This is a genomic window from Natronomonas pharaonis DSM 2160 (genome assembly GCF_000026045.1).
GTDB lineage: Archaea > Halobacteriota > Halobacteria > Halobacteriales > Haloarculaceae > Natronomonas > Natronomonas pharaonis.
The window spans coordinates 1350687-1370369 of the sequence record NC_007426.1; the positions used below are offsets into that span (position 1 = coordinate 1350687).

General features: G+C 62.3%; 26 protein-coding genes and 2 tRNA genes. 20 read left to right on the forward strand and 8 right to left on the reverse strand.

What is annotated here, in order from left to right; all coding sequences use genetic code 11:
* Window positions 1-28: 28 nt before the first annotated feature.
* From NP_RS06905 to NP_RS06930, 6 genes are all read right to left on the reverse strand, one after another.
* On the reverse strand, window positions 29-1072 hold the full coding sequence (locus NP_RS06905; RefSeq protein ID WP_049939556.1) for an ABC transporter permease: 1044 nt from the start codon (window positions 1070-1072) through the stop codon (window positions 29-31).
* On the reverse strand, window positions 1065-2948 hold the full coding sequence (locus tag NP_RS06910; RefSeq protein WP_011323116.1) for an ABC transporter permease family protein: 1884 nt from the start codon (window positions 2946-2948) through the stop codon (window positions 1065-1067). The genes NP_RS06905 and NP_RS06910 overlap by 8 nt, the downstream gene beginning before the upstream one ends.
* Window positions 2948-3883, reverse strand: coding sequence for an ABC transporter ATP-binding protein (locus NP_RS06915; protein ID WP_011323117.1), 936 nt, complete (start codon window positions 3881-3883; stop codon window positions 2948-2950). The genes NP_RS06910 and NP_RS06915 overlap by 1 nt, the downstream gene beginning before the upstream one ends.
* Window positions 3884-3946: 63 nt before the next feature.
* Window positions 3947-4966: an LLM class flavin-dependent oxidoreductase gene (locus NP_RS06920; RefSeq protein ID WP_011323118.1), complete on the reverse strand. Its 1020-nt coding sequence runs from the start codon at window positions 4964-4966 to the stop codon at window positions 3947-3949.
* Window positions 4967-5029: 63 nt separating this feature from the next.
* On the reverse strand, window positions 5030-5269 hold the full coding sequence (locus NP_RS06925) for a hypothetical protein (protein ID WP_011323119.1): 240 nt from the start codon (window positions 5267-5269) through the stop codon (window positions 5030-5032).
* Between the two features lie 152 nt (window positions 5270-5421).
* On the reverse strand, window positions 5422-5838 hold the full coding sequence (locus NP_RS06930; RefSeq protein ID WP_011323120.1) for a DoxX family protein: 417 nt from the start codon (window positions 5836-5838) through the stop codon (window positions 5422-5424).
* Window positions 5839-6067: 229 nt separating this feature from the next.
* On the opposite strand from NP_RS06930, the gene NP_RS06935 reads away from it, so the two are divergent.
* Window positions 6068-7105 carry a tyrosine--tRNA ligase gene (locus NP_RS06935; RefSeq protein WP_011323121.1) on the forward strand — a complete coding sequence of 346 codons (1038 nt, stop codon included), beginning with the start codon at window positions 6068-6070 and terminating at the stop codon, window positions 7103-7105.
* Window positions 7106-7109: 4 nt separating this feature from the next.
* Here NP_RS06935 and NP_RS06940 read toward each other — a convergent pair whose 3' ends face one another.
* On the reverse strand, window positions 7110-7436 hold the full coding sequence (locus tag NP_RS06940) for a winged helix-turn-helix transcriptional regulator (protein WP_011323122.1): 327 nt from the start codon (window positions 7434-7436) through the stop codon (window positions 7110-7112).
* Between the two features lie 85 nt (window positions 7437-7521).
* Here NP_RS06940 and NP_RS06945 point away from each other — a divergent pair, with 85 nt between their 5' ends.
* The 4 genes from NP_RS06945 to NP_RS06960 all read left to right on the forward strand — a co-directional run bounded on the left by NP_RS06945 (window position 7522) and on the right by NP_RS06960 (window position 10997).
* On the forward strand, window positions 7522-7980 hold the full coding sequence (locus tag NP_RS06945) for a hypothetical protein (RefSeq protein ID WP_011323123.1): 459 nt from the start codon (window positions 7522-7524) through the stop codon (window positions 7978-7980).
* Between the two features lie 121 nt (window positions 7981-8101).
* Window positions 8102-9364 carry a PKD domain-containing protein gene (locus tag NP_RS06950; protein WP_011323124.1) on the forward strand — a complete coding sequence of 421 codons (1263 nt, stop codon included), beginning with the start codon at window positions 8102-8104 and terminating at the stop codon, window positions 9362-9364.
* Window positions 9361-10374, forward strand: coding sequence for a hypothetical protein (locus NP_RS06955; protein WP_011323125.1), 1014 nt, complete (start codon window positions 9361-9363; stop codon window positions 10372-10374). The genes NP_RS06950 and NP_RS06955 overlap by 4 nt, the downstream gene beginning before the upstream one ends.
* A gap of 74 nt (window positions 10375-10448) precedes the next feature.
* Window positions 10449-10997 (forward strand): CAP domain-containing protein, encoded by a 549-nt coding sequence (locus NP_RS06960; protein ID WP_158303756.1) that lies wholly within the window; start codon window positions 10449-10451, stop codon window positions 10995-10997.
* Here NP_RS06960 and moaA read toward each other — a convergent pair.
* On the reverse strand, window positions 10994-11974 hold the full coding sequence (gene moaA / locus NP_RS06965) for a GTP 3',8-cyclase MoaA (RefSeq protein WP_011323127.1): 981 nt from the start codon (window positions 11972-11974) through the stop codon (window positions 10994-10996). The genes NP_RS06960 and moaA overlap by 4 nt on opposite strands.
* Before the next feature lie 128 nt (window positions 11975-12102).
* Between moaA and NP_RS06970 the strand changes: the two genes are divergently transcribed.
* From NP_RS06970 to rpsB, 15 genes are all read left to right on the forward strand, one after another.
* On the forward strand, window positions 12103-13149 hold the full coding sequence (locus NP_RS06970) for an Mrp/NBP35 family ATP-binding protein (protein WP_011323128.1): 1047 nt from the start codon (window positions 12103-12105) through the stop codon (window positions 13147-13149).
* Between the two features lie 3 nt (window positions 13150-13152).
* Entirely contained in the window at window positions 13153-13383 is a 231-nt protein-coding gene (locus NP_RS06975; protein ID WP_011323129.1) for a hypothetical protein, read from the forward strand.
* Window positions 13384-13546: 163 nt separating this feature from the next.
* Window positions 13547-13630 (forward strand) — tRNA-Ser (locus NP_RS06980).
* A 14-nt stretch (window positions 13631-13644) separates the two neighbouring features.
* Window positions 13645-14157 carry a 30S ribosomal protein S13 gene (locus NP_RS06985; RefSeq protein ID WP_011323130.1) on the forward strand — a complete coding sequence of 171 codons (513 nt, stop codon included), beginning with the start codon at window positions 13645-13647 and terminating at the stop codon, window positions 14155-14157.
* Window positions 14157-14681, forward strand: a complete 525-nt coding sequence (locus NP_RS06990; RefSeq protein ID WP_011323131.1) for a 30S ribosomal protein S4 — start codon at window positions 14157-14159, stop codon at window positions 14679-14681. Before NP_RS06985 ends, NP_RS06990 begins: the two co-directional genes overlap by 1 nt.
* Window positions 14682-15065 carry a 30S ribosomal protein S11 gene (locus NP_RS06995; RefSeq protein ID WP_011323132.1) on the forward strand — a complete coding sequence of 128 codons (384 nt, stop codon included), beginning with the start codon at window positions 14682-14684 and terminating at the stop codon, window positions 15063-15065.
* Between the two features lies 1 nt (window position 15066).
* Window positions 15067-15810, forward strand: a complete 744-nt coding sequence (locus NP_RS07000) for a DNA-directed RNA polymerase subunit D (protein ID WP_011323133.1) — start codon at window positions 15067-15069, stop codon at window positions 15808-15810.
* A gap of 136 nt (window positions 15811-15946) precedes the next feature.
* Window positions 15947-16031, forward strand: a tRNA-Leu gene (locus NP_RS07005).
* A gap of 23 nt (window positions 16032-16054) precedes the next feature.
* Window positions 16055-16408: a 50S ribosomal protein L18e gene (locus tag NP_RS07010; RefSeq protein ID WP_011323134.1), complete on the forward strand. Its 354-nt coding sequence runs from the start codon at window positions 16055-16057 to the stop codon at window positions 16406-16408.
* The gene (locus tag NP_RS07015; RefSeq protein ID WP_011323135.1) at window positions 16405-16839 is read left to right on the forward strand and encodes a 50S ribosomal protein L13; all 435 of its coding nucleotides are present in this window, start codon (window positions 16405-16407) and stop codon (window positions 16837-16839) included. Before NP_RS07010 ends, NP_RS07015 begins: the two co-directional genes overlap by 4 nt.
* Window positions 16833-17231, forward strand: a complete 399-nt coding sequence (locus NP_RS07020; RefSeq protein WP_011323136.1) for a 30S ribosomal protein S9 — start codon at window positions 16833-16835, stop codon at window positions 17229-17231. The genes NP_RS07015 and NP_RS07020 overlap by 7 nt, the downstream gene beginning before the upstream one ends.
* 12 nt (window positions 17232-17243) lie before the next feature.
* Window positions 17244-17438: a DNA-directed RNA polymerase subunit N gene (locus tag NP_RS07025; RefSeq protein WP_011323137.1), complete on the forward strand. Its 195-nt coding sequence runs from the start codon at window positions 17244-17246 to the stop codon at window positions 17436-17438.
* Window positions 17435-17608, forward strand: coding sequence for a DNA-directed RNA polymerase subunit K (locus tag NP_RS07030; protein ID WP_011323138.1), 174 nt, complete (start codon window positions 17435-17437; stop codon window positions 17606-17608). Before NP_RS07025 ends, NP_RS07030 begins: the two co-directional genes overlap by 4 nt.
* A complete protein-coding gene (gene eno, locus NP_RS07035; protein ID WP_011323139.1) occupies window positions 17605-18801 on the forward strand; it encodes a phosphopyruvate hydratase in 1197 nt (398 codons plus the stop codon). Before NP_RS07030 ends, eno begins: the two co-directional genes overlap by 4 nt.
* Entirely contained in the window at window positions 18798-19631 is an 834-nt protein-coding gene (rpsB, locus tag NP_RS07040) for a 30S ribosomal protein S2 (protein WP_011323140.1), read from the forward strand. Before eno ends, rpsB begins: the two co-directional genes overlap by 4 nt.
* The last annotated feature ends 52 nt before the right edge of the window (window positions 19632-19683 follow it).

The following is a 19683-nucleotide window of genomic DNA, read 5'->3' on the forward strand; positions in this document are numbered from 1 at the left end:
GGCGCTGGCAAATACTTTGGCGGTCGAGTCAGCCGAGCGACTCAGCGTCCAGCGTCCCTATCCACCAACGGAACGCGACGACGGCGGCGACAGCGACGAGACAGTAGCCGGCGAGATGGGCGTAGGTGGTCGTCGTCGGGCTGTTGATGGCAAACAGCGCGATACTCGTCGCAGGGTGTTCCGGAAGCAACGCGACCGCGGCGAAGGCCGCGAGCATGCCGAACGAGTAGGTCAGCTGTGCCCGCTGTCTGACCGGTATGGCGACCGCGAGTGCGGCCGCAAAGACGACAGCGAGGGCAGCGAAACTGGTCGCGATTGCCAGTATCGGCGCGACGTTCGCGATGGCGATGTCGTTGATGGCGAGCAACGCAAGCCAGAGGACCACCTGCAGCGGCGTCAACACGGCCATGACCCCGGCTTTTCCGTCGACGATATCGAGCAGCGACGCGGGCGTTACTCGCAACAGCTCCAGTGTCCCCCGTTCTATTTCCTCGGTCAGCGAGTCGACGACAACCGCGCCGCTGATGAACACCGGGAGGAAGACCAAGAGCGGAACGAGCACGGTGTAGGAGAACCCGAAGTAGGGACTCGCATCAACGCTGGGGGGGACAGAAAGCGGCAGCACCGAGAGATACTCGCTGCGGTCGGCCCGCTCGTTCCGTTCGAGGGTTTCGAGCGCGGCCCGCAGTTGGACGACGATGAACGTTTTCTGGACGCTTGCCTGCGGCGCTTCTATACGCACCGCTATCCGCCCCTCAGCGCGCTCGACATGAGCGGTCGCTTGCACCCGATTGTCCTCGAACGCTGCTCGGGCCTCACTGCGGTCGTCGTACGGCCGAACGACGAGCCCATCAACCTCACCAGCGGCCTCGACGAGCGCGTCGGTTTCCTCGCCGGTCGCCCCGACGATAACGTCATCAGCCGCCGCTCCCGGCTCGTACAGCGATGTCAACCCGACAACCAAGAACGACGAGAAGCCGGCGATGACAAGCTGAATGAGCAACGCGAGCACGATGGTCTTCTCACGGGAGAGCGACCGCAGCTCGCGGCCGGCGATAGTCGTCTTAGACAAGGGTACTCACCACCGCGACGTTGTAGATGAGGTGTACGAGCATCGCAACCGCGAGGCCGACAGCGAAAGCGCCCCTGCTCCGCCGGGCTCCGAGCGACGAAATCGTCGCCGTGACCACATGAAGCGCAAGCGGGGCGAGCGCCAACACTGCAATCAGCGCCACGTCTCCCGTTCCAAACCCGGTCTGGAAGGCGGCGTCGGCGACCGCAAGCTCCGGCAACCCGACGAGCTGGACGGCAAGCGTCAACTTCTCGGCGAGGAAGAAGCCGACGCCCGAGGCGATGCCGGCAGCGACGGCGACGCCGAGCGTCCGCTCGTACCGAGAACTCTCAAACCCGGCGTATATCGGCAGTCCCTTGGCGAGTTCTTCGATGACGGCGATGACCGCGAAGACGAGCGGAATCGACAGCGTCACCGGCAGCGCAAAAAGCAGCGCAACCGCCAACAGCTCCGCGATGAAGACAAACGGGACGAGCAGCGCGACGACGACGGCGACGCTCCGCGGACGGTGAATCCGTGCGGCGAGGGCGTCCATCGCCTTTTGATGGACGGGCCGCTGGGTGAAAAGGTCCTCCTCGCGGTAGATGCCGATGCCGAGCAGAAAACAGAGCGCGGCCACAAGCGTCGGCGGGCCAGTCGAGAAGACGAACTCCGCGGCCGTCACGCCGGCACCGGTCAGGTCCTTGATAGCCAGCGTCAGCGGCGAGACGAAGGCGACTCGGCTGGTTTCGGCGAAGATGGCCGGTACGAATGCATACGTCGTGAGGACGGTGCTTATCGTCACCGTCACGAACGTGAGTTCCTTGAACGACCGGGCGAACATCGCTCCGAGGAACGTTGTTCCGAGGAACAGCAGCGCCAGCGGGACGACAGCAGCCACGGACAGCGCCCCCGCCGTCGCCCCGAGTACGCGGAGTCCTCCGACGATGACAGCAGCGATGGCAATCGACGCAGCGATGTACGGCAGGGTCTTGCCGAGGACGATTTCGCTGCGGCTCACGGGTGCGACCAACAGCAGTTCGCCGCGCCTGTCGAGCCGTTCCGAGAGCATCGAGCTCCCGTAGGCTTGGATGAGGAAGTTCAACGGCAGCACAAACAGGAACGCAAGCACGAGCGACTGGAACGGGAACGGCGGCTGGATATCGGACGGCGAGCCGGTCGTTTGCTGTGCGCCGAAGAGGTCGAATGCACCGAGCGACGGCGCACCGATTGCCCTATCATCGGCGTCGGTATCGGTGTCGTCCCCGTCGGGCGCTCCGGGCGCTGTCTCGTCGCCATCGTCAGCCGGAGCCGCTTCGCCATCCGTTTCGTCGTCGATTTGTTCGTCCGGCGGTGCGACCGTAATGCCACGGTCCCGCTCGACGAACTGCATTGTCACTGTCACCGGGAACGCGGCCGTCTGGTTGTCCTCGGCGAGCATCCGGCGGTCGTTGTACTGCTCGACGGCGTTCCGGAAGGAAGCAAGCGCCGCCAGGCTCTTTCCGGTCGGCTCGCCGTCCTCGACAGCGAGGTAGATGGCCGTCTCGTCGGGCCGGTCGTCAATATAGAGGTCATATCGGTCGTCACCCGCAAAGCCGCCGATGACGAGGCCGTCAACGCCGGTTGGAGACGCCGGTCCAGTATCGACACCGGCAGCCGGGTCAACGACAGCGAACGTCGGGTCCTCGGCGACCGGGTCATGATACGGCGAGTCTTCGTCGACGCCGACACGGTAGATGCCGTCTTCGAGAGCGACTCCGCCGACGACGGCGACCGCCCCGACCGCCAGCGCGAACGCGACCGCAGCGACCGCGACCGCGACGGCTCCCCGGTCGATACCGCCGACACCTTTCGTTGATTCCCAGCGCGCGATGCGCAGCAGCGTTCGCGGCCGCATCAGCCCTCTGTCGGTCGGTCGGCGGTGGTTTGCTGGCTGTGCTCGGCTGCGCTCCGGTCGTTTCTTTCGTTCCGGCCCGAAGCAACGTCCAGAAAGAGCCCTTCGAGACTCGGCTCCACGGTCCGGATATCAGCAAGGCGGCCGCCCCGCTCTACGGCGGCTTCTCGGACGGCCTCAACAGCATCAATATCGTCGACGACGCGCCGGTATCTGTCGTCGTCCTCGACCGAGCCGGGAACCTCGACGGTCGTAAAGACGTGATACTCCGTCTCGCCGTACGTCTCCCGGAGTTCGGAGAGCGGCCCCTTCGTGACGATTTTGCCCTCGTTCATAATCGCGACCCGGTCGCAGACCTCCTCGACGTGGTAGAGATTGTGTGCCGAGAAGACGACGGTGCGGCCCTCCTCGGCGAGTTCCTTCGTGAACTCGATGATGTAGTTCGTCGTCAGCGGGTCGAGACCGGACGCCGGTTCGTCGTAGACCAGCACGTCTGGGTCGTTGACCAGCGAGCGGGCGATGGCGACTTTCCGCTTCATTCCCTTCGACATGTCGCCTAAAGCCCGTTCGCGGTGAGCCAACTCCAGCCGGTCGAGCGTGTTTTCGATGCGCTGGTTGGCAACCTCGCGCGGGACATCGTAGAGGTCGGCAAAGAATCGGAGATACGACCGCGGTGACATCTCCTCGTAAAGCGGCGACTCCTCGGGGAGAAAGCCGAGGCGGCGTCGTGTCTCGCGGCTATCGGCCGGTTCGCCGTTGATGGCGACCGTCCCCGAAGTCGGCTCAAGCAGTCCGGCGATAGCCTTCAGTGTCGTCGTCTTGCCGGCTCCGTTCGGCCCGATGACGCCGAAGACTTCCCCACTGTCGACGCTGAATGTGCTTCCTTCGACCGCAGCGAACCCCCCGTATTCCTTCCGAAGGTCGCGTACCTCTATCACGTGCGGTCGAACGCCCCCCGGTTACAAAAATCCGTGCCGCGAATCGTCGACGGAAGCCGCCGACTACGTGCCGACCGCGTCGGCGAGCAACTCGTGTGACCGAAGCTTGGTCTCGTGGTCACCAACGGTCTGTTGGACCATCACCTCGTCGACGCCGAGTTCGTCGGCGAGTTGGTCGAAAAGCGCCGCAACCGTTTCCGGGCTGCCGGAGATGGCGCGCGGCCACGCATCGATATCGAGCGATGTCGGCGTGGGGTCGGGAACACCACCAAGCTCGTCGATGGCTGTCTCGACTGACGGCCGCGCTCCGACGGTGCCGCGCTGCATTCGCGCGTAGACGGCCTCGGCGACGGACCGCTGCCGGGCGGCCGCCTCGTCTGTCGGTGCACAGACAGCGTTGACAGCAACCATCGCCTGCGGCTCGTCGACGCCGCCGGCCAGCGGCGAGGCTTCGAACTCCTCGCGGTAGGTCTCGAATGCGCGCGGCATGAACTGCGGGCGGATGAAGGCCGCAAAGCAGTACCGGAGGCCGAGCCGGCCGGCGACGGCGGCGCTGGAGGGGCTCGACCCGAGCACCCACGGTACCGCCGGCCCCGCTCCCGACCGTGGGATGGTGATGTCGGCGTACTCATGGCCGTCAGGAAAGTCGTCATAGAGATGGGCAACGACGGCTTCGATCTTCTCCGCGTGGTCCTCGTCGGGGTTCCGGACGTGCCGTTCGGTCCCGAGCGCCCGGTCGACTGCCGGCGACCCGTTTGCGCGACCGAGGCCGGCGTCGACCCGCCCCGGCGCGAGGCCGTCGAGCGCGCCGAATATCTCGGCGACCTTGAGCGGGCTGTAATGGTTGAGCAGGACCGCACCGCTCCCGAGCCGTATCGAGTCGGTCGCCGCCGCCAGCCGCCCGAGCAACACCTCGGGGGTCGTGCCGGCGAGCGTGTCGGCCATCCCGTGGTGTTCAGCGACCCAGTACCGAGTCAAGCCGAGGCGCTCGGCCTGTTCGGCGGCCTCAACGGTGTCGGCGTATGCCTCCGTCGCGGTTCCGTCGTCAGGGACCGGCGACAGGTCAACAGCAGAGAGGTTCACAGGTGTGGTCGCCGCTGCCGAATCCTAAGCGTTGCGACCGCAGAAACGAGGTCCGAGTGCCGCTCACTTCGGTGTGGTGACGCTGAAATCGCGTACCGAATGCAGGTCGTCATCGATGCCGGTCCCGTCGCAGTCGTCGTTCGGACACTCGTAATGCCATCCGTCGCGGGTCGCCCGCCGCTCGGAGAACTGTTCGCCGCAGCACTCACAGACGAGCGCTTCCGACGAGCAGGTGTCGCGGTGGAGTTCGTACTGTAGTTCGTTCGTGAACGTCCGTTTGCAGTTGCGGCACGTGTAGGTCATATCTGAACGTCGATTATCGAGTATAATATAAGTACCCGTTCGTTTTTCACCGTGGGAATTGGGCGAAACGACAGAGGGCGACGGGGCCGGTAGAACCGATGCCTACGCGCCCGCTCTGAAGCCGGTGGGTCACCGCCCACCGTAGGTGAGCCTTAGACCAGCCCGATGTTGAGCGCGTACGGCCACGTTGAGCCGGCAACCGCGAGGAAGGCCAGCGCGCCCCCGGCTCCGAAGACGTTCTTGAGGAAGGCGTTCATCTCGTTTTGTGCCTCTTCGCCGTCCATGTTCCAGAAGTCGTGCATCGTTACCGCCGAAGCGAGCAAAAACAGCGCTAGCCCGCCGGCACCGATGGCAGGAACCACTCCGGCAACAACCGAAAGCCCACCGAAGACGAGTAGCCCGCCGCTGAGAAGGACGGATGCCCGAGGGAACGGAAGCCCCTTGAATTCAGCGTACTCGGCCATCCCGTCGGTATCGAGGAAGTGGTTGACGCCGGTGAACGCGAGCGTCGCACCGAACAGGACGCGGGCGAGCACGAATACGATGTCAGCGCCGGCGCTCTCAAACATCGTCAGTCCCCTCCACTGGTCGGCTGGCGGTTCCAAATCGTTCGCTTGCTGGCTGCGAGTTCGTCGTCGAAGCTAGTATCATTACACAAGCTGGTACACGCTCGAACTAATATATCAGTTTGGCAACATTAGTGTTACCGGGTAACCTCGATGTTATGAGGGGGCCTAACACGGATGTACCGGGGCGACAACCCGAACGTTTTATCGGCTATCTACCGGAAGCGGGCGTATGGACACGGTCGAGCGGACGGACCTCGTCGCTCGGTTTACCGAGGAGGTAATCGAGCGCGACGAGATTGAGACGTTGTTCGAGGAACAAGACGAGCCGACGGCGTACATCGGCTACGCGCCGACTGGTGAGATGCACATCGGCCACTTCACGACGATGCGGAAGTTGGCCGACTTCATCGACGCCGGCCTCGATGTGACGGTCCTCGTCGCCGACCTTCACGCACACCTCGATGACGCCAAAAGCCCCTTTGAGCTGCTGGAGGCCCGGTCGGAGTACTACGAGCGGGCCATCGAGGGGATGATAGCTGCTGCGGGTGCCGACCCCGACGGTATCTCGTTCATCCGCGGGACGGACTTCCAGCTCGACGAGCCGTATACCCTCGACCTCTACCGACTGCTGGCCGATACGACGCTTTCCCGAGCCCAGCGAGCCGGCAGCGAGGTTGTCCGACAGTCCGAGAACCCCTCTCTCGGCAGCCTCGTGTACACGCTGATGCAGGCGCTTGACGTCGCCGCGCTCGACGCTGACATCGCCTACGGCGGCATCGACCAGCGCGGCATCTACATGCTCGCCCGCGAACAGCTTCCCGACCACGGCTACGACAAGCCGGCCTGCGTGTTCGCCCCCCTGCTGTCGGGACTTTCCGGCGGCAAGATGTCCGCTTCGGAAGCAGGGTCGAAAATAAACCTCACTGACGATGGGGAAGCCATCGACGAGAAGATCGGCGGCGCGTACTGCCCAGCCGGAGAGACCGAAGAAAACGGCGTCTTGGAGTATCTCGAATACCTCGTCTTCCCGGTGTTTGACCAGCGCGACACGTCGTTCGTCGTCGAGCGGCCGGAAAAGTACGGCGGCGACCTTGAATACGGGACCTACGACGAGCTTGAGGCGGACTTCGTCTCCGGAGAGCTACACCCCGCTGACCTCAAGCCCGCTGCCGCCGCCGCCATTGACGAAGTCGTCGCCCCGGTTCGAGAACTGCTCCTCGAAGACCCCGAGCTGCTTGCGTCGGCCTACCCCGAGCGCTACGAGTAGTTTCTCACTCGATTTCGAGCCACTCGTCGGCCCATTCTTCGATTTCGTCGAACACCGGCGCGAGCGAGCGACCCTTCTGTGTTAATGAGTAGTACGTCGCAACCGGTGCGTCCTCTTCGAGTCGTCGCTCGACGAACTCCGTCTCCTGAAGGTCGTCAAGCACGCGCGACAGCGTTCGGGAGTTGGCCCCCGTCGAACGCTTCAGTTCGTTGAACCGCTTTTCGCCGTGCTGGAGGTCATGCAGCACGAGCAGCCGCCATTTTGAGCCGATTTGGTCCATCGACTCGACGACCGGACATGCCGCCTCCAACCGACGCTGAGTGTTCGACATAGACGCCGATACAACAGCCGGGAATAAATACTCACGCCCCGCCGGTAGCGGCACACACAAGCGGGTCGCGCCCCTATCCAATAATATGTATACAGGCCGCACGGAGAAGCCCTGCTGTCTCTGCGGGCGTCCGGAACCGGACCACCGCATCGACATCCCGCCGCGCGCGATTCAACTGCTAAAACACTCCGGGCCGATAGCGTGGCAGGACATCGAGGGTGCTGTCTCGCTGTACTTTTGTGAAGACGACTGGCAGACGGTCAAAGACCTAGTGCTGGAGACCGGGATGAGCCCGCTGTCCCGCTGCAACGCCGGCCGGGCGTCGTTCGTCCTCAGAGAGGATTTCGAGGCGCTGTTAAACGATGTCCGCGACGAACCGGACCAGCGACCGCTCGAACGGGAACTCCGCGAGAAGGCCGAATCGGCTGTCGACCGCTACGAAGATGGTGATGACCTCGTTGAGGCGAGAGACCTCGTTGAAGCCCGTGTCGTCCTCTGGGCACTTGCGGACCTTGACACACGGCAACCCCAAGCCGACGCGTGATTCGGGTACCTGCTGACAATATTTCAGTGTCTATCTCTGACAGCTATATTCTAGCGCTATTTAATTTACTCCTGTTTACGAAGCTTTTTATTCCAATACGAAGGAGCCTGCGGCACATCGAATGCACTGGCGAATCACGATCGCGGTCGGCATCGTCGCTGTCGCGGCGCTGTCGGGCGTTGCGGCAGCAGATGAGCCGATGGCTGACGCCGGCCTTGACCAGGAAGTCTCGGTCAACACCACAGTCCAACTCGACGGCACCGGGTCGACACATCCGGACGGTGAGATACAGACCTATCAGTGGGACGTTACCCACGACGGCGGGACGACAGTCTACACGTCCTGTATGACCTGTTCGCGGACGGAGTTCACGCCGTCTGCTCCCGGAACGTACGAGGTGACGCTGTCTGTCACTGATGGGGCGAGCCAGCGCGCCACAGATACGCTCTATGTTACCGTCACCGACGCGGGGCCGAGTGTCGAGCTTGACGGGCCACTAACTGTCGACACCGACGACCCGGCAACGTTCGAGGCAGCGGCCGAAAGCCCCGACGCTGAGCTCGAAACGGTTTCGTGGGCCGTCGAGGATGACATCGTCACCGAACGGCCGCTGGATGGCGGCGTGGACACTGATGCGTTCCAGTTTGCCTTCGGCGACCCGGACACGTATCGGCTACAGGTCGTGGTTCGAGATGTCAACGGCCGAACGACCTATGAGGAACTGTTCGTGCAAGCTGAAGCACCGCCGGAACCGAGCGGTGGGTCGTCGGGCGGGTCGTCCGGTGGGACGGAGACGCCGACGCCCGAGGAGACGCCGGAAGAAACGCCACGCATAGGGGATCCGAATAATGAAGAGTCGGTCATCTACGAGGCCGACGGCTACTACCAAAATCGGAATGCGGGTGCCGACGTAGCCGACTCGGCATACATCGGAACTGAAGTAACTGAATACAGCTTCGATGACGGAGAAAACGCTCCGTGGGGGCAGCCAATAATGGAGCAGGCCGGCGGAAGCGCATGGGAGGGGATTCAGTCACAGGTTTATGGAGAAGAGCGGCAGGAGCATTCGTGTACGATAACCGGCGATAGCATCGACATGTGCTCGCAGGTCGCGCATCAAATCGAATCTCATGGGGAGACATCTCACGTCTACTCACCGGACAAAAGCGGAACGTACCACGAGTACGGCTTGAGAGATGTTGAGCGTACTGAGGGGCCGAACCCCCTCGAAAATCGCGATGAGGTCGATAAGATACACGTCACCATCATCACACAGCCCGAAGAAGACGGGCTTGTTGACCAAGCTTCAGACATAGCAGACGGTGTCGTTGACGGCGTCGACAGCGCCTTTGGGTATGTTCGGTCGGGAGGTGAATCGGCATGAACCGAGACGAATTAGTAGCCAACAAGACTGTCGGCCGACGGGCATTACTTGGGTCCGTAGCTGCCTTCGCAGGTGTCGTCGCCGGCTGTTCCCAGCTATCACCGGCGTCATCGAAAGAAAACAGACCTGCGGAAAATAAAACATCGAAGCCGTCCTCCTCAGACATCCAAGACGCGAACACCCGATTGGAGTACGTCTCCAGTGAGATTGAATCGGTACCAGTAGTCGACGAGAACGGGGAGCTAGCCTTCGATACCGACGCGTTCGAAGGATCCTTCGACCACGAACGTCTCTTTGAAACGGTCAAAGACATCCGCGACTCGTTCGAAGGCCAGAATACGGACCGCGCTAACGAGCTCGTTCCCGCTTCCCGTCTCCTCTACTCCCGTATTGAGCTCCGGCTACTGCTCAACGATGTCTTCGCTTCCGGCACAATGTACCAGCACATGTTTATGCGAAATAATTATGGAGCTGCTTCCAAGCACGCTGAAGAGGCTCTAGAGGCACTTGATTACCTACCGGGGAACGCCGACACTATAGAACACCGAATTGACCGTCTTCCAGGGAGCCAGAGGGTTAATGGTGAATACAGCACGGAGGTCGCCAAGATGGAGGCGGCTATGGCTGCTGAAATATATAGCTGGGCCGTCCCCGCATATCGAGGACTCAGAGATGTCTCAACCGGAATGAAACTAGTTTCTGAGTCTCAGACGTGGGAGATGGGTGAACGGTCCCCGGATTCTCCGGAGCACTACACCGAGATCAGCGAGCGGTTCAGTAGCGCTAAAAAAGAATTCAATGAAGCACACGGTAGCGGAACGCCGATTCCGAGGATGGTACCCGTGTTTGATGACCTCCGTTGCTTTGCTTCGGATATGGACGAAGTAATGGCCGATGTTGCAACCGCTGCTGAACTGTCTCTGGAAGAAAGACACGATGAGTCCCAGCGAATCCGTGAGGATGCACTCAGACGAGCCGAACAAAACGAAAGCCGGTGCCTCCCTGAATAGAAATGAATGCCAAAACAATCTTAAATATCATTTCGGCAGTAATCCTTCTCTTTGTTGTCCTCCCTGTCGTCATCGTGGGCGCGTTCGAGCTGTGTACGACGGTCGGGAATGACAACAACTCAATTGACAAAGAAGAGCCCTCCAACGGAGAGACAAAACTCTCCGGGGTTCCAAACCCGTCTTCTTCGAACCATTCGTCGATTGATGGTGAGCGGCTAGAAGACGAGATACACCACAAAATAAATGATAAGCGGGAATCGCTGGACAGACAGCGGCTGGAAAAGTCAGAGAGGGTTAGGCGGATTGCCCGGGGCCACAGCAAAAGTATGGCGACTGGAGACTTCTATGCGCATGTAGATACAGATGGGAATGACCAGACCGATAGGCACGAAATGTATGACGGGTGTACGTTAGTCGGCGAGAATATAATTATTGGACATAAACAAGATCGAGGCGTAAATGAAATAGCCGAATCCCTCGTCGAACGGTGGGTTGACTCAGAAGGTCACTATGAGAATCTAAAGAGCCAAGGACATAACGTCTCCGGCGTCGGCGTCTACGTAACCGAGGACGGAACAATATACGCCACACAGAACTTCTGCCGCGAGCATCCGGACACCTAAGCGCTGATATACTCTTCGTTGAACCGCCACTCGCCGTTCTCGTCTTGTACCATGTACTCCCCGTAGTACGGAACCCGTTCGTCCACCGTCTCGCGGAACGCCTCACGGATTTCCGGTTTCGTCATCTCGCCCATGCTCTTGAGGTCGTCGTTGCGGTTGAGACAGCCCTTTAGATACCCTTCATGCGTCACGCGAACGCGATGGCAGTTCGCACAGAAATCTGCGTTGCCGACTGGGTCGACGATTTCGACCATTCCGCCGGGGCGGTCCGGGTCGTCCTCCCCGACGAAATAGCGGTTCCGGCCGTGCATCTCGCGGCGGTCGACACGGTCGGCTTGGTCGGCCAGCCACTCGTGGACGCGTTCGATGTCGACCGCCCACTCGGGGCGGCCGGCGAGTTCGGGCATGTATTCGATGAGCTGGAGCTGGAGCCCCTCGTTGTCGGCGACGTGGTCGACCATCTCGGGGACGTACCCGGCGGTCTGTTCGAACACGACCATGTTGAGCTTCACGGGGGCGAGGCCGGCATCGAGGGCGGCGTCAATGCCCGCCATGACGTCGTCGTAGGCCGAGCTTTTGGTGACCGTTTGGAACGCTTTCGGCGAGAGCGCGTCCTGTGAGACGTTGACCCGTTCGAGGCCGGCATCGACGAGCGCGGTCGCACGGTCGGGGAGAAACGTCCCGTTGGTCGTCAAGGAGGTCTCGATGGAGTCGGGGGTGCGACGGACGATGGTTTCGAGGTCCTCACGGAGCATCGGCTCGCCGCCGGTGAACTTGGCGCTCTGGATATCGAACTCGGCGGCGACCTCGAGGAACCGGATGACATCATCGGTGCTCATCTCGTCTTCTGCGGGTTCCATCGGCCCACGGGTGTCGCCAAGCCCCTCGTTGTGGCAGTAAACGCAGTCGAAGTTACACCGGTCGGTGAGCGAGATTCTGACCCCCGTCGTTTCTCTCCCGAACCCGTCTTCGAGCATACCGGAAGATTCGATTGTGGTTGCTTAAAACCGATGCCGTTTTGCCGGTGTTCGTAACCACTTCTAGTTACCTGAGGCGGCAGACCGCTCCACAATCCTTATCGGCGGCTCCGGCCCTAACGGAGGGTATGAACGAAGAGACGGTTTTAGACCGGCTGGCTGCCGTCGAAGACCCCGATTTGGGTGACGACATCGTCTCGCTTGGGCTTGTCAACGATGTCAATATCGACGCCGAGACGATACACGTCGACCTCGCGCTTGGTGCACCGTACTCACCGACCGAGACTGAACTGGCGGGGACGGTTCGCGACGCGCTGTCGGAGTTGGACCGCGAAATCGACCTCACCGCGAGCGTCGACACCGGGCTCTCGGCCGACGAACAGATTCTGCCCGACGTCGAGAACATCATCGCGGTCGCCTCCGGGAAAGGCGGCGTCGGGAAATCGACTGTGGCGGTGAACCTCGCCGCCGGACTCTCGCAACTCGGGGCTCGCGTCGGGCTGTTTGACGCCGACGTTTACGGACCGAACGTGCCCCGGATGGTCGAGGCTGACGACCAGCCGAAGGCGACCGAACAGGAGACCATCATCCCGCCCGAAAAGTACGGGATGAAGCTGATGAGCATGGACTTTCTGGTCGGTGAGGACGACCCAGTCATCTGGCGCGGACCGATGGTGCACAAGGTACTCACACAGCTGTGGGAGGATGTCGAGTGGGGGGCGCTTGATTACATGGTCGTCGACCTACCGCCCGGAACAGGCGACACCCAGCTGACGCTACTGCAGTCGGTGCCGGTTTCGGGAGCGGTCATCGTCACGACGCCCCAGAAGGTGGCGCTCGACGACGCCGAGAAGGGACTGCAGATGTTCGGCGAGCACGACACGCCGGTGCTGGGAATCGTCGAGAACATGTCCGGGTTCGTCTGTCCGGACTGTGGCAGCGAACACGACATCTTCGGCAGCGGCGGCGGCGAGTCCTTCGCGGACGATGTCGAGATGCCGTTTCTCGGGCGGATTCCGCTTGATCCGGCCGTCAGGGAAGGTGGTGACGCCGGCAGGCCAGTCGTTCTCGATGAGGATGACGAGACCGGCGAGGCGCTACGGTCGTTCACCGAGCGGACGGCGAACATGCAGGGCATCGTCCGACGGCGGCAGGTGTCAGCGGCAGACCGGTAAGTGATGGACGACCAGACGCACGCGGACAACGAACGGGTCGCGATGCTGCGGGCAGTCGCGGAGGACGTTCGTGATGACAGCAGCGAAAGCGAACAGCTAGCGGCGCTTCTATACCGGGTTTCGGACCTATACGACCCCAAGGAGGAGACTACTCCGGAAGATATCTACCGGAACATGCGGACGATTCTGCGTGTCTCCGAGCAGGGTGGACTCCCCGAACGCGGCGAAGACTGAGACTACTTGCCAGCCGCGTTGCCGGGTCATTTCGCTACTTCGGTGAGCGTTGTCACAGGGGCCGGCATCCGCATAGTTTAAGTACACCGGTCGGGTATCGACGGTTGCAATCGATGTAGGGGGCCGCGCCCCCGAGTCCGAGAGGGCGAAGATACACACGCGAGTCGTGGTAGCCAAGCATGGCCCAAGGCGCAGGGTTGCTAACTCTGTGGCGCAAGCCTCCGGGGTTCAAATCCCCGCCACGACGCTAACCAACCACACATGAGCACGGAAGAACCCCAAGCGGACGAGGAAGACGAAGACCTTCAGTACTTCGTCCGCATCGGACAGACAGACCTCGACGGAACGAAAAGCGTCGAGCGTGCGCTGACCGACATGAACGGTATCGGTCGACGCGTCGCTCGCATCATCGCGGAAAAGGCAGAAGTCGACCGCCGAGACGTTCTCGGCGCGCTCGACGAGGAGAAAATCGACGATGTCGTCGCAGCGGTCGAAGAGTACGGCGACGAAGTCCCCGAGTGGCTCACGAACCACCAGAAAGACTTCTTCACCGGTGAGACGACCCACGAGATCGGCAACGACCTCCAGATGAGCCGCCGGCAGGACATCAACCGGATGAAGAAAATCGACGCCTATCGCGGCGTCCGCCACAAGCGCGGCCAGAAGGTCCGCGGTCAGCGAACCAAGTCTACCGGCCGAACCGAGGGCACCATCGGTGTCAACGTTGAGGCTATCAAGGAAGAACAGGCTGAGGACGGAGGCGACGAAGAATAATGGCGCTCGGAAGCAACACCAAGTTCTACGAAACGCCGAATCACCCCTTCCAGGGCGAGCGTATCGCCGAGGAGGGCGACCTGCTTTCCCGCTACGGTCTCGTCAACAAAGAAGAGCTGTGGCGTGCCCAGTCGGAGCTTCGTGACTACCGTCGTGAGGCCCGACGCCTCATCGGTGAGGCCCAGGGTGACACCGTGGCTGCAGCCGAGGCCGGCAGCGAATTCCTCGCCCGGCTCAAGCGCATCGGTGTCCTCGACGACGAGGACAGCCTCGACGACATCCTTTCGCTGGATGTCACCGATATTCTCGAGCGGCGACTGCAGACGGTCGCCTACCGGAAGGGCCTCGGCAACACGCCCCAGCAGGCCCGGCAGTTCATCGCCCACGGCCACGTCACCGTCAACGGCGCACGTGTGAGCGCGCCGTCGTACAAGGTTGATGTCGCCGAGGAAGGCGAAATCGAGTTCGACGAGACGAGTCCGCTCGCGGACGATCTCCACCCCGAACGCGCGGAGGGACAATAAATGGCAGACGACACCACCTGGGGCATCGCGAACGTGTATGCCTCGTTCAACAACACGATTATCACGGTAACGGACATGACCGGCGCCGAGACGATTGTGAAGTCGTCCGGCGGAACGGTCGTGAAGCAGAACCGCGACGAAGCATCGCCGTACGCGGCGATGCAGATGGCCGAAGTCGTCGCCGAGGATGTCAAAGACGCCGGCATTGACGGCGTTCACGTCCGCGTCCGCGGCCCCGGCGGAAACCAACAGCAGAACCCCGGACCGGGCGCTCAGGCGACGATCCGCGCCCTCGCTCGTGCCGGCCTCGAAATCGGCCGTATCGAAGACGTAACTCCGATTCCGCACGACGGTACGCGCGGACCGAAGAACGCTGGGTTCTAACATGTCTGAGGAGTACGAGGTAACGTTCATCGACCGCGACGAACGAAGCGCGAGATTCCTCGTTCGTGGCGTTACCCCCGCGTTCGCCAACGGGCTTCGTCGGGCGATGATTGCCGACGTACCGACGCTCTCTATCGACACGCTTCGTGTCGTCGAGAACTCGTCGGTCATGTTCGACGAGCAGCTCGCGCTTCGGCTCGGGCTGGTGCCGCTTACGACCCCTGACGACTACGAGCCGGGCGAGACAGTCACGCTGGCTATCGACGTCGAAGGTCCCGCAACGGCGTACTCGGGCGACCTCGTCTCCAGCGACGACAAGGTACAGCCAGCGGACGAAAACATTCCGATAATCGAGCTAAAGGACGACCAGCAACTCGAACTCGAAGCCGACGCGACGCTCGGTCGCGGCAAGGACCACGCCAAACATCAGGGCGGCGTCGCAGTCGGGTACCGACACCTCCAGCGGGTCGAGGTCGTCGGCGAGAAAGGCGAGTTCGAAGACGACGAACCGGAGATACTCCGCGGTGTTATCGAGGAAGACGGCGATCTCATCGAGACTGGTGAGTTCGACAACGACCTCAGCCAGCGGTACCCCGGCAAAGAAGTCGAAGTCGAGGAAGTTCCCAACGCCTTCGTCTTCGATGTCGAAACTGACGGCTCGATGCCGGTTGAGGAACTGGTCCTCAAGGCGGCCGAGTCCATCGCCGCCCGCGCCGACGAGCTCGAAGAAGCAGTCGCACTATAACACACCACAATGATTCCCCACCCCCATACACAGACGGTCGCCCCAGCGCCGAACGGCGGAGCAGCCGCGCGTTCCGGCGATTGGGGCCGACGGACCGAAAGGGGCTTTAGTGGGGATACAGAAACACCTACTGCGAGCAGGGATAGCCAAGTCAGGCCAACGGCGCAGCGTTCAGGGCGCTGTCCTGTAGAGGTCCGCAGGTTCAAATCCTGCTCCCTGCATCCACTTCTCAGGAGTAATAACGATGAGTAGCAAGACGAACCCGAGGCTATCCAGTCTCATCGCCGACCTGAAGTCGACCGCCCGCAACGGCGGTGGCGAGGTCTGGAGCGATGTGGCCGAGCGCCTCGAAAAGCCCCGGAGCACGCACGCGGAAGTTAATCTGGGTCGTATCGAACGATACGCCCGAGAGGACGAAACCGTCATCGTGCCCGGCAAGGTGCTCGGGTCCGGTGCCCTCCGAAAGGAGGTCACTGTCGCTGCTGTCGACTTCTCGTCGACGGCCCAGACGAAAATCGACCAGGTTGGCGACGCAATCGAACTCGAACAGGCACTCGAAGACAACCCCGACGGTTCCAACGTACGGGTGATTCGATGAGTTACGCAGAATTCGACGCGGATGTCGTTATCGATGCTCGCGACTGTATCCTCGGTCGCGTCGCATCGCAGGTCGCAGAGCGAGCCCTCGACGGCGAGCGCATCGCCGTTGTCAACGCCGAGCAGGCGGTCATCACGGGCAGCGAAGACGACATCATGGAAGTCTACCGCAAGCGCGACGAGGTCGGCTCCGACCGTGGCCCCCGATACCCCAAGCGGCCGGACCGCATCTTCAAGCGCTCCGTGCGAGGGATGCTTCCATACAAGACGACACGCGGTCGCGAGGCCTTCGAGAACGTCCGCATCTACATGGGCAACCCCTATGAAGAGGCGGAGGTTCTTGAGGACACCTCGCTTGACCGGCTCTCGAACATCAAGTTCGTCTCGCTCGGTGAAGTCAGCGAGAACTTGGGTGCTAACGTCACATGGTAACTAACACATCCGGAAAGAAGAAGACGGCCGTCGCCCGAGCGACGGTTTCGGACGGCTCCGGGCGGGTTCGCATCAACGCCGAACCCGTCGAGCTGGTCGAACCCGAGCAGGCGCGGCTGAAGATGCTCGAACCGTTCCGCATCGCTGCCGACGACCTCCGCGACGAGGTCGACATCGAAGTCACCGTCTCTGGCGGCGGCTTCGCCGGACAGGCCGACGCTGTCCGGACAGCCATCGCCCGCGGGCTCGTCGAACATACCAACGACGCCGAGCTCCGTGACGCGTTCATGTCCTTCGACCGGTCGCTGCTCGTCAACGACGTGCGGCAGTCCGAACCGAAAAAGTGGGGCGGCCCCGGCGCACGGGCTCGCTACCAGAAGTCCTACCGCTGAGGTGATGCAGGTATGATGGTACCGGTCCGGTGTTTCACGTGCGGAACCGTCGTCGGCGAGCACTGGGGGGAGTTCAAGGAACGCGCCCGCGAGGGCGATGAAGACCCGGCGGAGGTCCTCGACGAACTCGGTGTCGAGCGAGCCTGCTGTCGGCGAATGCTCGTCTCCCACAAGGACCTCGTCGACATCGTCTCCCCCTACCAATGAGAGGAACCAACCGCTACGAGAAGGCACGCATCCTCGGGGCGCGAGCCCTGCAGGTGTCCTACGGCGCGCCGGTACTCATCGAAACCGACCAGACGGAACCGATACTGGTCGCCGCCGAGGAGTACGACGCCGACGCACTGCCGTTTACCGTCCACCGGGGTGAAAAATGACGCTTATCACTGAGGTCAGACTCCGGAAAATCCTCGACAGCCGGGGCAACCCGACCGTCGAGGCCGAGGTGCGGACGGAAAACGGCGGCTTCGGTCGTGGTGCGGCCCCGTCGGGCGCATCGACGGGCGAATACGAGGCCGTCGAACGGCCCGCTGAAGAGGCCATTGCGCAGGCCCGCGAGCTTGCCGTCCCGCGAATCGAGGGACAGGTGTACGCTGGCGACCAGCGCGGCGTCGACAACGCGCTCCACGGCGCGGACGGGACCGACGATTTCTCGGAAATCGGAGCCAACAGCGCCGTCGCCATCTCGATGGCTGCCGCGAAGGCTGCCGCCGACGTTCTCGGCGCGCCGCTGTACCAGCATCTCGGCGGCGCGTTCCGCGGGCGTGACTTTCCGGTCCCGCTCGGCAACGTCATCGGTGGTGGCGAACACGCCGCCGACGCGACACACATCCAAGAGTTCCTCGCTGCCCCTGTCGGAGCACCGTCGGTCGCCGATGCCGTCTTCGCGAACGCGAAGGTCCACGGCGAGGTCCAGCGCCAACTCGATGAGCGTGGCGTGCCCGCAGCGAAGGGCGACGAGGGCGCGTGGGCACCCTCGATTGACGACAGCGAGGCCTTCGAAATTATGGAGGAGGCCATCGCGGCCGTCGAAGACGAGGTCGGCTTCGAGATTCGGTTCGGCCTCGACGTGGCCGGTGCCGAACTCTACGAGGACGGCGTCTACCACTACGGCGACGAGACGAGGTCTCCCGACGAACAGGTGGCGTATATCGCCGACCTCGTCGAGGAGTACAATCTCGTCTACGTCGAGGACCCGCTTGACGAAGACGACTTCAGCGGGTTCGCCGAACTCACCGAACGCGTCGGCGACCGGACGCTCATCTGTGGTGACGACCTCTTTGTCACCAACACCGAGCGGCTCCAGCGTGGCATCGACGACGGTGCCGCAAACAGTATCCTCATCAAACCGAATCAGATCGGGACACTGTCGGACGCGTTTGACGCAATCGAGCTTGCGACCCGGAACGGCTACGACCCGGTCGTCTCCCACCGAAGCGGCGAAACTGAGGACACGACCATCGCACACCTCGCTGTTGCGACCGACGCTCCGTTCATCAAGACGGGCGCGGTCGGCGGCGAGCGAACCGCGAAGCTGAACGAACTCATCAGAATCGAGGCAAACGCATGAGCGAAAACGACGAGGGGACTGACGCTGCCGAACTCGACGAGGAACTCGACGAGCTCGAAGACGAGCTCGAAGAGGACTTCGAGGAGCCGGCGGCCGCGGCCGACGAGGCCGACCCCACAGCGGACGAACCGCCCGCCGAGGAGGCAGCCGACGAGGCAGCCGACGAGGCCGAAGCAGACGAACCAGAGACCGACGCGGAGCCAGCGGACGAAGAGCCGGTGCTCGACGAAAACGTCATGCCGGACGACGAGGCCGACCTCCTCATCCCGGTCGAGGACTATCTGGCGGCCGGTGTCCACATCGGTACCCAGCAGAAGACCAAATCGATGGACCGGTTCATCCACCGTGTCCGAACCGACGGGCTCTACGTCCTCGACGTCTCCCAGACTGACCAGCGTATCCGGACAGCGGCGTCGTTCCTTTCGAACTACCAGCCAGAGCAGATTCTGGTTGCCTCCTCGCGCCAGTATGGTCGCTTCCCGGCCGAGAAGTTCGCCGACGCCGTCGGCGCTCGCGCTCGCACCGGGCGCTTCATCCCGGGGACGCTGACGAACCCCGACTACGACGGCTACATCGAGCCGGATGTCGTGGTCGTCACCGACCCCATTGGAGACTCCCAAGCGGTCAAGGAGGCCATCACGGTCGGTATCCCGGTCATCGCGATGTGTGACTCCAACAACACGACATCGAACGTCGACCTCGTGGTGCCGACGAACAACAAGGGTCGAAAGGCGCTCAGCGTCATCTACTGGCTGCTCGCAAACGAGACGCTCGACCGCCGCGGTGCCGAGCCGGCCTACGCGCTCGAAGACTTCGAGACCGAGCCATAGCGGCGACAGCGTTTTGCGTCTTCTCTCGACACCGAGCCGCTAGCTGTGGCTT

Coding starts and splice junctions, on each gene's coding strand:
- NP_RS06940 (WP_011323122.1), bottom strand. CDS start 7,436: ATGTCGAACACTCAGCGTCGGTTGGAGGCGGCATGTCCGGTCGTCGAG.
- NP_RS06975 (WP_011323129.1), top strand. CDS start 13,153: ATGGACGACCAGACGCACGCGGACAACGAACGGGTCGCGATGCTGCGG.
- eno (WP_011323139.1), top strand. CDS start 17,605: ATGACGCTTATCACTGAGGTCAGACTCCGGAAAATCCTCGACAGCCGG.
- NP_RS06955 (WP_011323125.1), top strand. CDS start 9,361: ATGAACCGAGACGAATTAGTAGCCAACAAGACTGTCGGCCGACGGGCA.
- NP_RS06990 (WP_011323131.1), top strand. CDS start 14,157: ATGGCGCTCGGAAGCAACACCAAGTTCTACGAAACGCCGAATCACCCC.
- NP_RS06935 (WP_011323121.1), top strand. CDS start 6,068: ATGGACACGGTCGAGCGGACGGACCTCGTCGCTCGGTTTACCGAGGAG.
- moaA (WP_011323127.1), bottom strand. CDS start 11,974: ATGCTCGAAGACGGGTTCGGGAGAGAAACGACGGGGGTCAGAATCTCG.
- NP_RS06945 (WP_011323123.1), top strand. CDS start 7,522: ATGTATACAGGCCGCACGGAGAAGCCCTGCTGTCTCTGCGGGCGTCCG.
- NP_RS07015 (WP_011323135.1), top strand. CDS start 16,405: ATGAGTTACGCAGAATTCGACGCGGATGTCGTTATCGATGCTCGCGAC.
- NP_RS06970 (WP_011323128.1), top strand. CDS start 12,103: ATGAACGAAGAGACGGTTTTAGACCGGCTGGCTGCCGTCGAAGACCCC.
- NP_RS06910 (WP_011323116.1), bottom strand. CDS start 2,948: ATGCGGCCGCGAACGCTGCTGCGCATCGCGCGCTGGGAATCAACGAAA.
- NP_RS06995 (WP_011323132.1), top strand. CDS start 14,682: ATGGCAGACGACACCACCTGGGGCATCGCGAACGTGTATGCCTCGTTC.
- NP_RS06985 (WP_011323130.1), top strand. CDS start 13,645: ATGAGCACGGAAGAACCCCAAGCGGACGAGGAAGACGAAGACCTTCAG.
- NP_RS07025 (WP_011323137.1), top strand. CDS start 17,244: ATGATGGTACCGGTCCGGTGTTTCACGTGCGGAACCGTCGTCGGCGAG.
- rpsB (WP_011323140.1), top strand. CDS start 18,798: ATGAGCGAAAACGACGAGGGGACTGACGCTGCCGAACTCGACGAGGAA.
- NP_RS07020 (WP_011323136.1), top strand. CDS start 16,833: ATGGTAACTAACACATCCGGAAAGAAGAAGACGGCCGTCGCCCGAGCG.
- NP_RS07010 (WP_011323134.1), top strand. CDS start 16,055: ATGAGTAGCAAGACGAACCCGAGGCTATCCAGTCTCATCGCCGACCTG.
- NP_RS06925 (WP_011323119.1), bottom strand. CDS start 5,269: ATGACCTACACGTGCCGCAACTGCAAACGGACGTTCACGAACGAACTA.
- NP_RS06930 (WP_011323120.1), bottom strand. CDS start 5,838: ATGTTTGAGAGCGCCGGCGCTGACATCGTATTCGTGCTCGCCCGCGTC.
- NP_RS07000 (WP_011323133.1), top strand. CDS start 15,067: ATGTCTGAGGAGTACGAGGTAACGTTCATCGACCGCGACGAACGAAGC.
- NP_RS07030 (WP_011323138.1), top strand. CDS start 17,435: ATGAGAGGAACCAACCGCTACGAGAAGGCACGCATCCTCGGGGCGCGA.
- NP_RS06950 (WP_011323124.1), top strand. CDS start 8,102: ATGCACTGGCGAATCACGATCGCGGTCGGCATCGTCGCTGTCGCGGCG.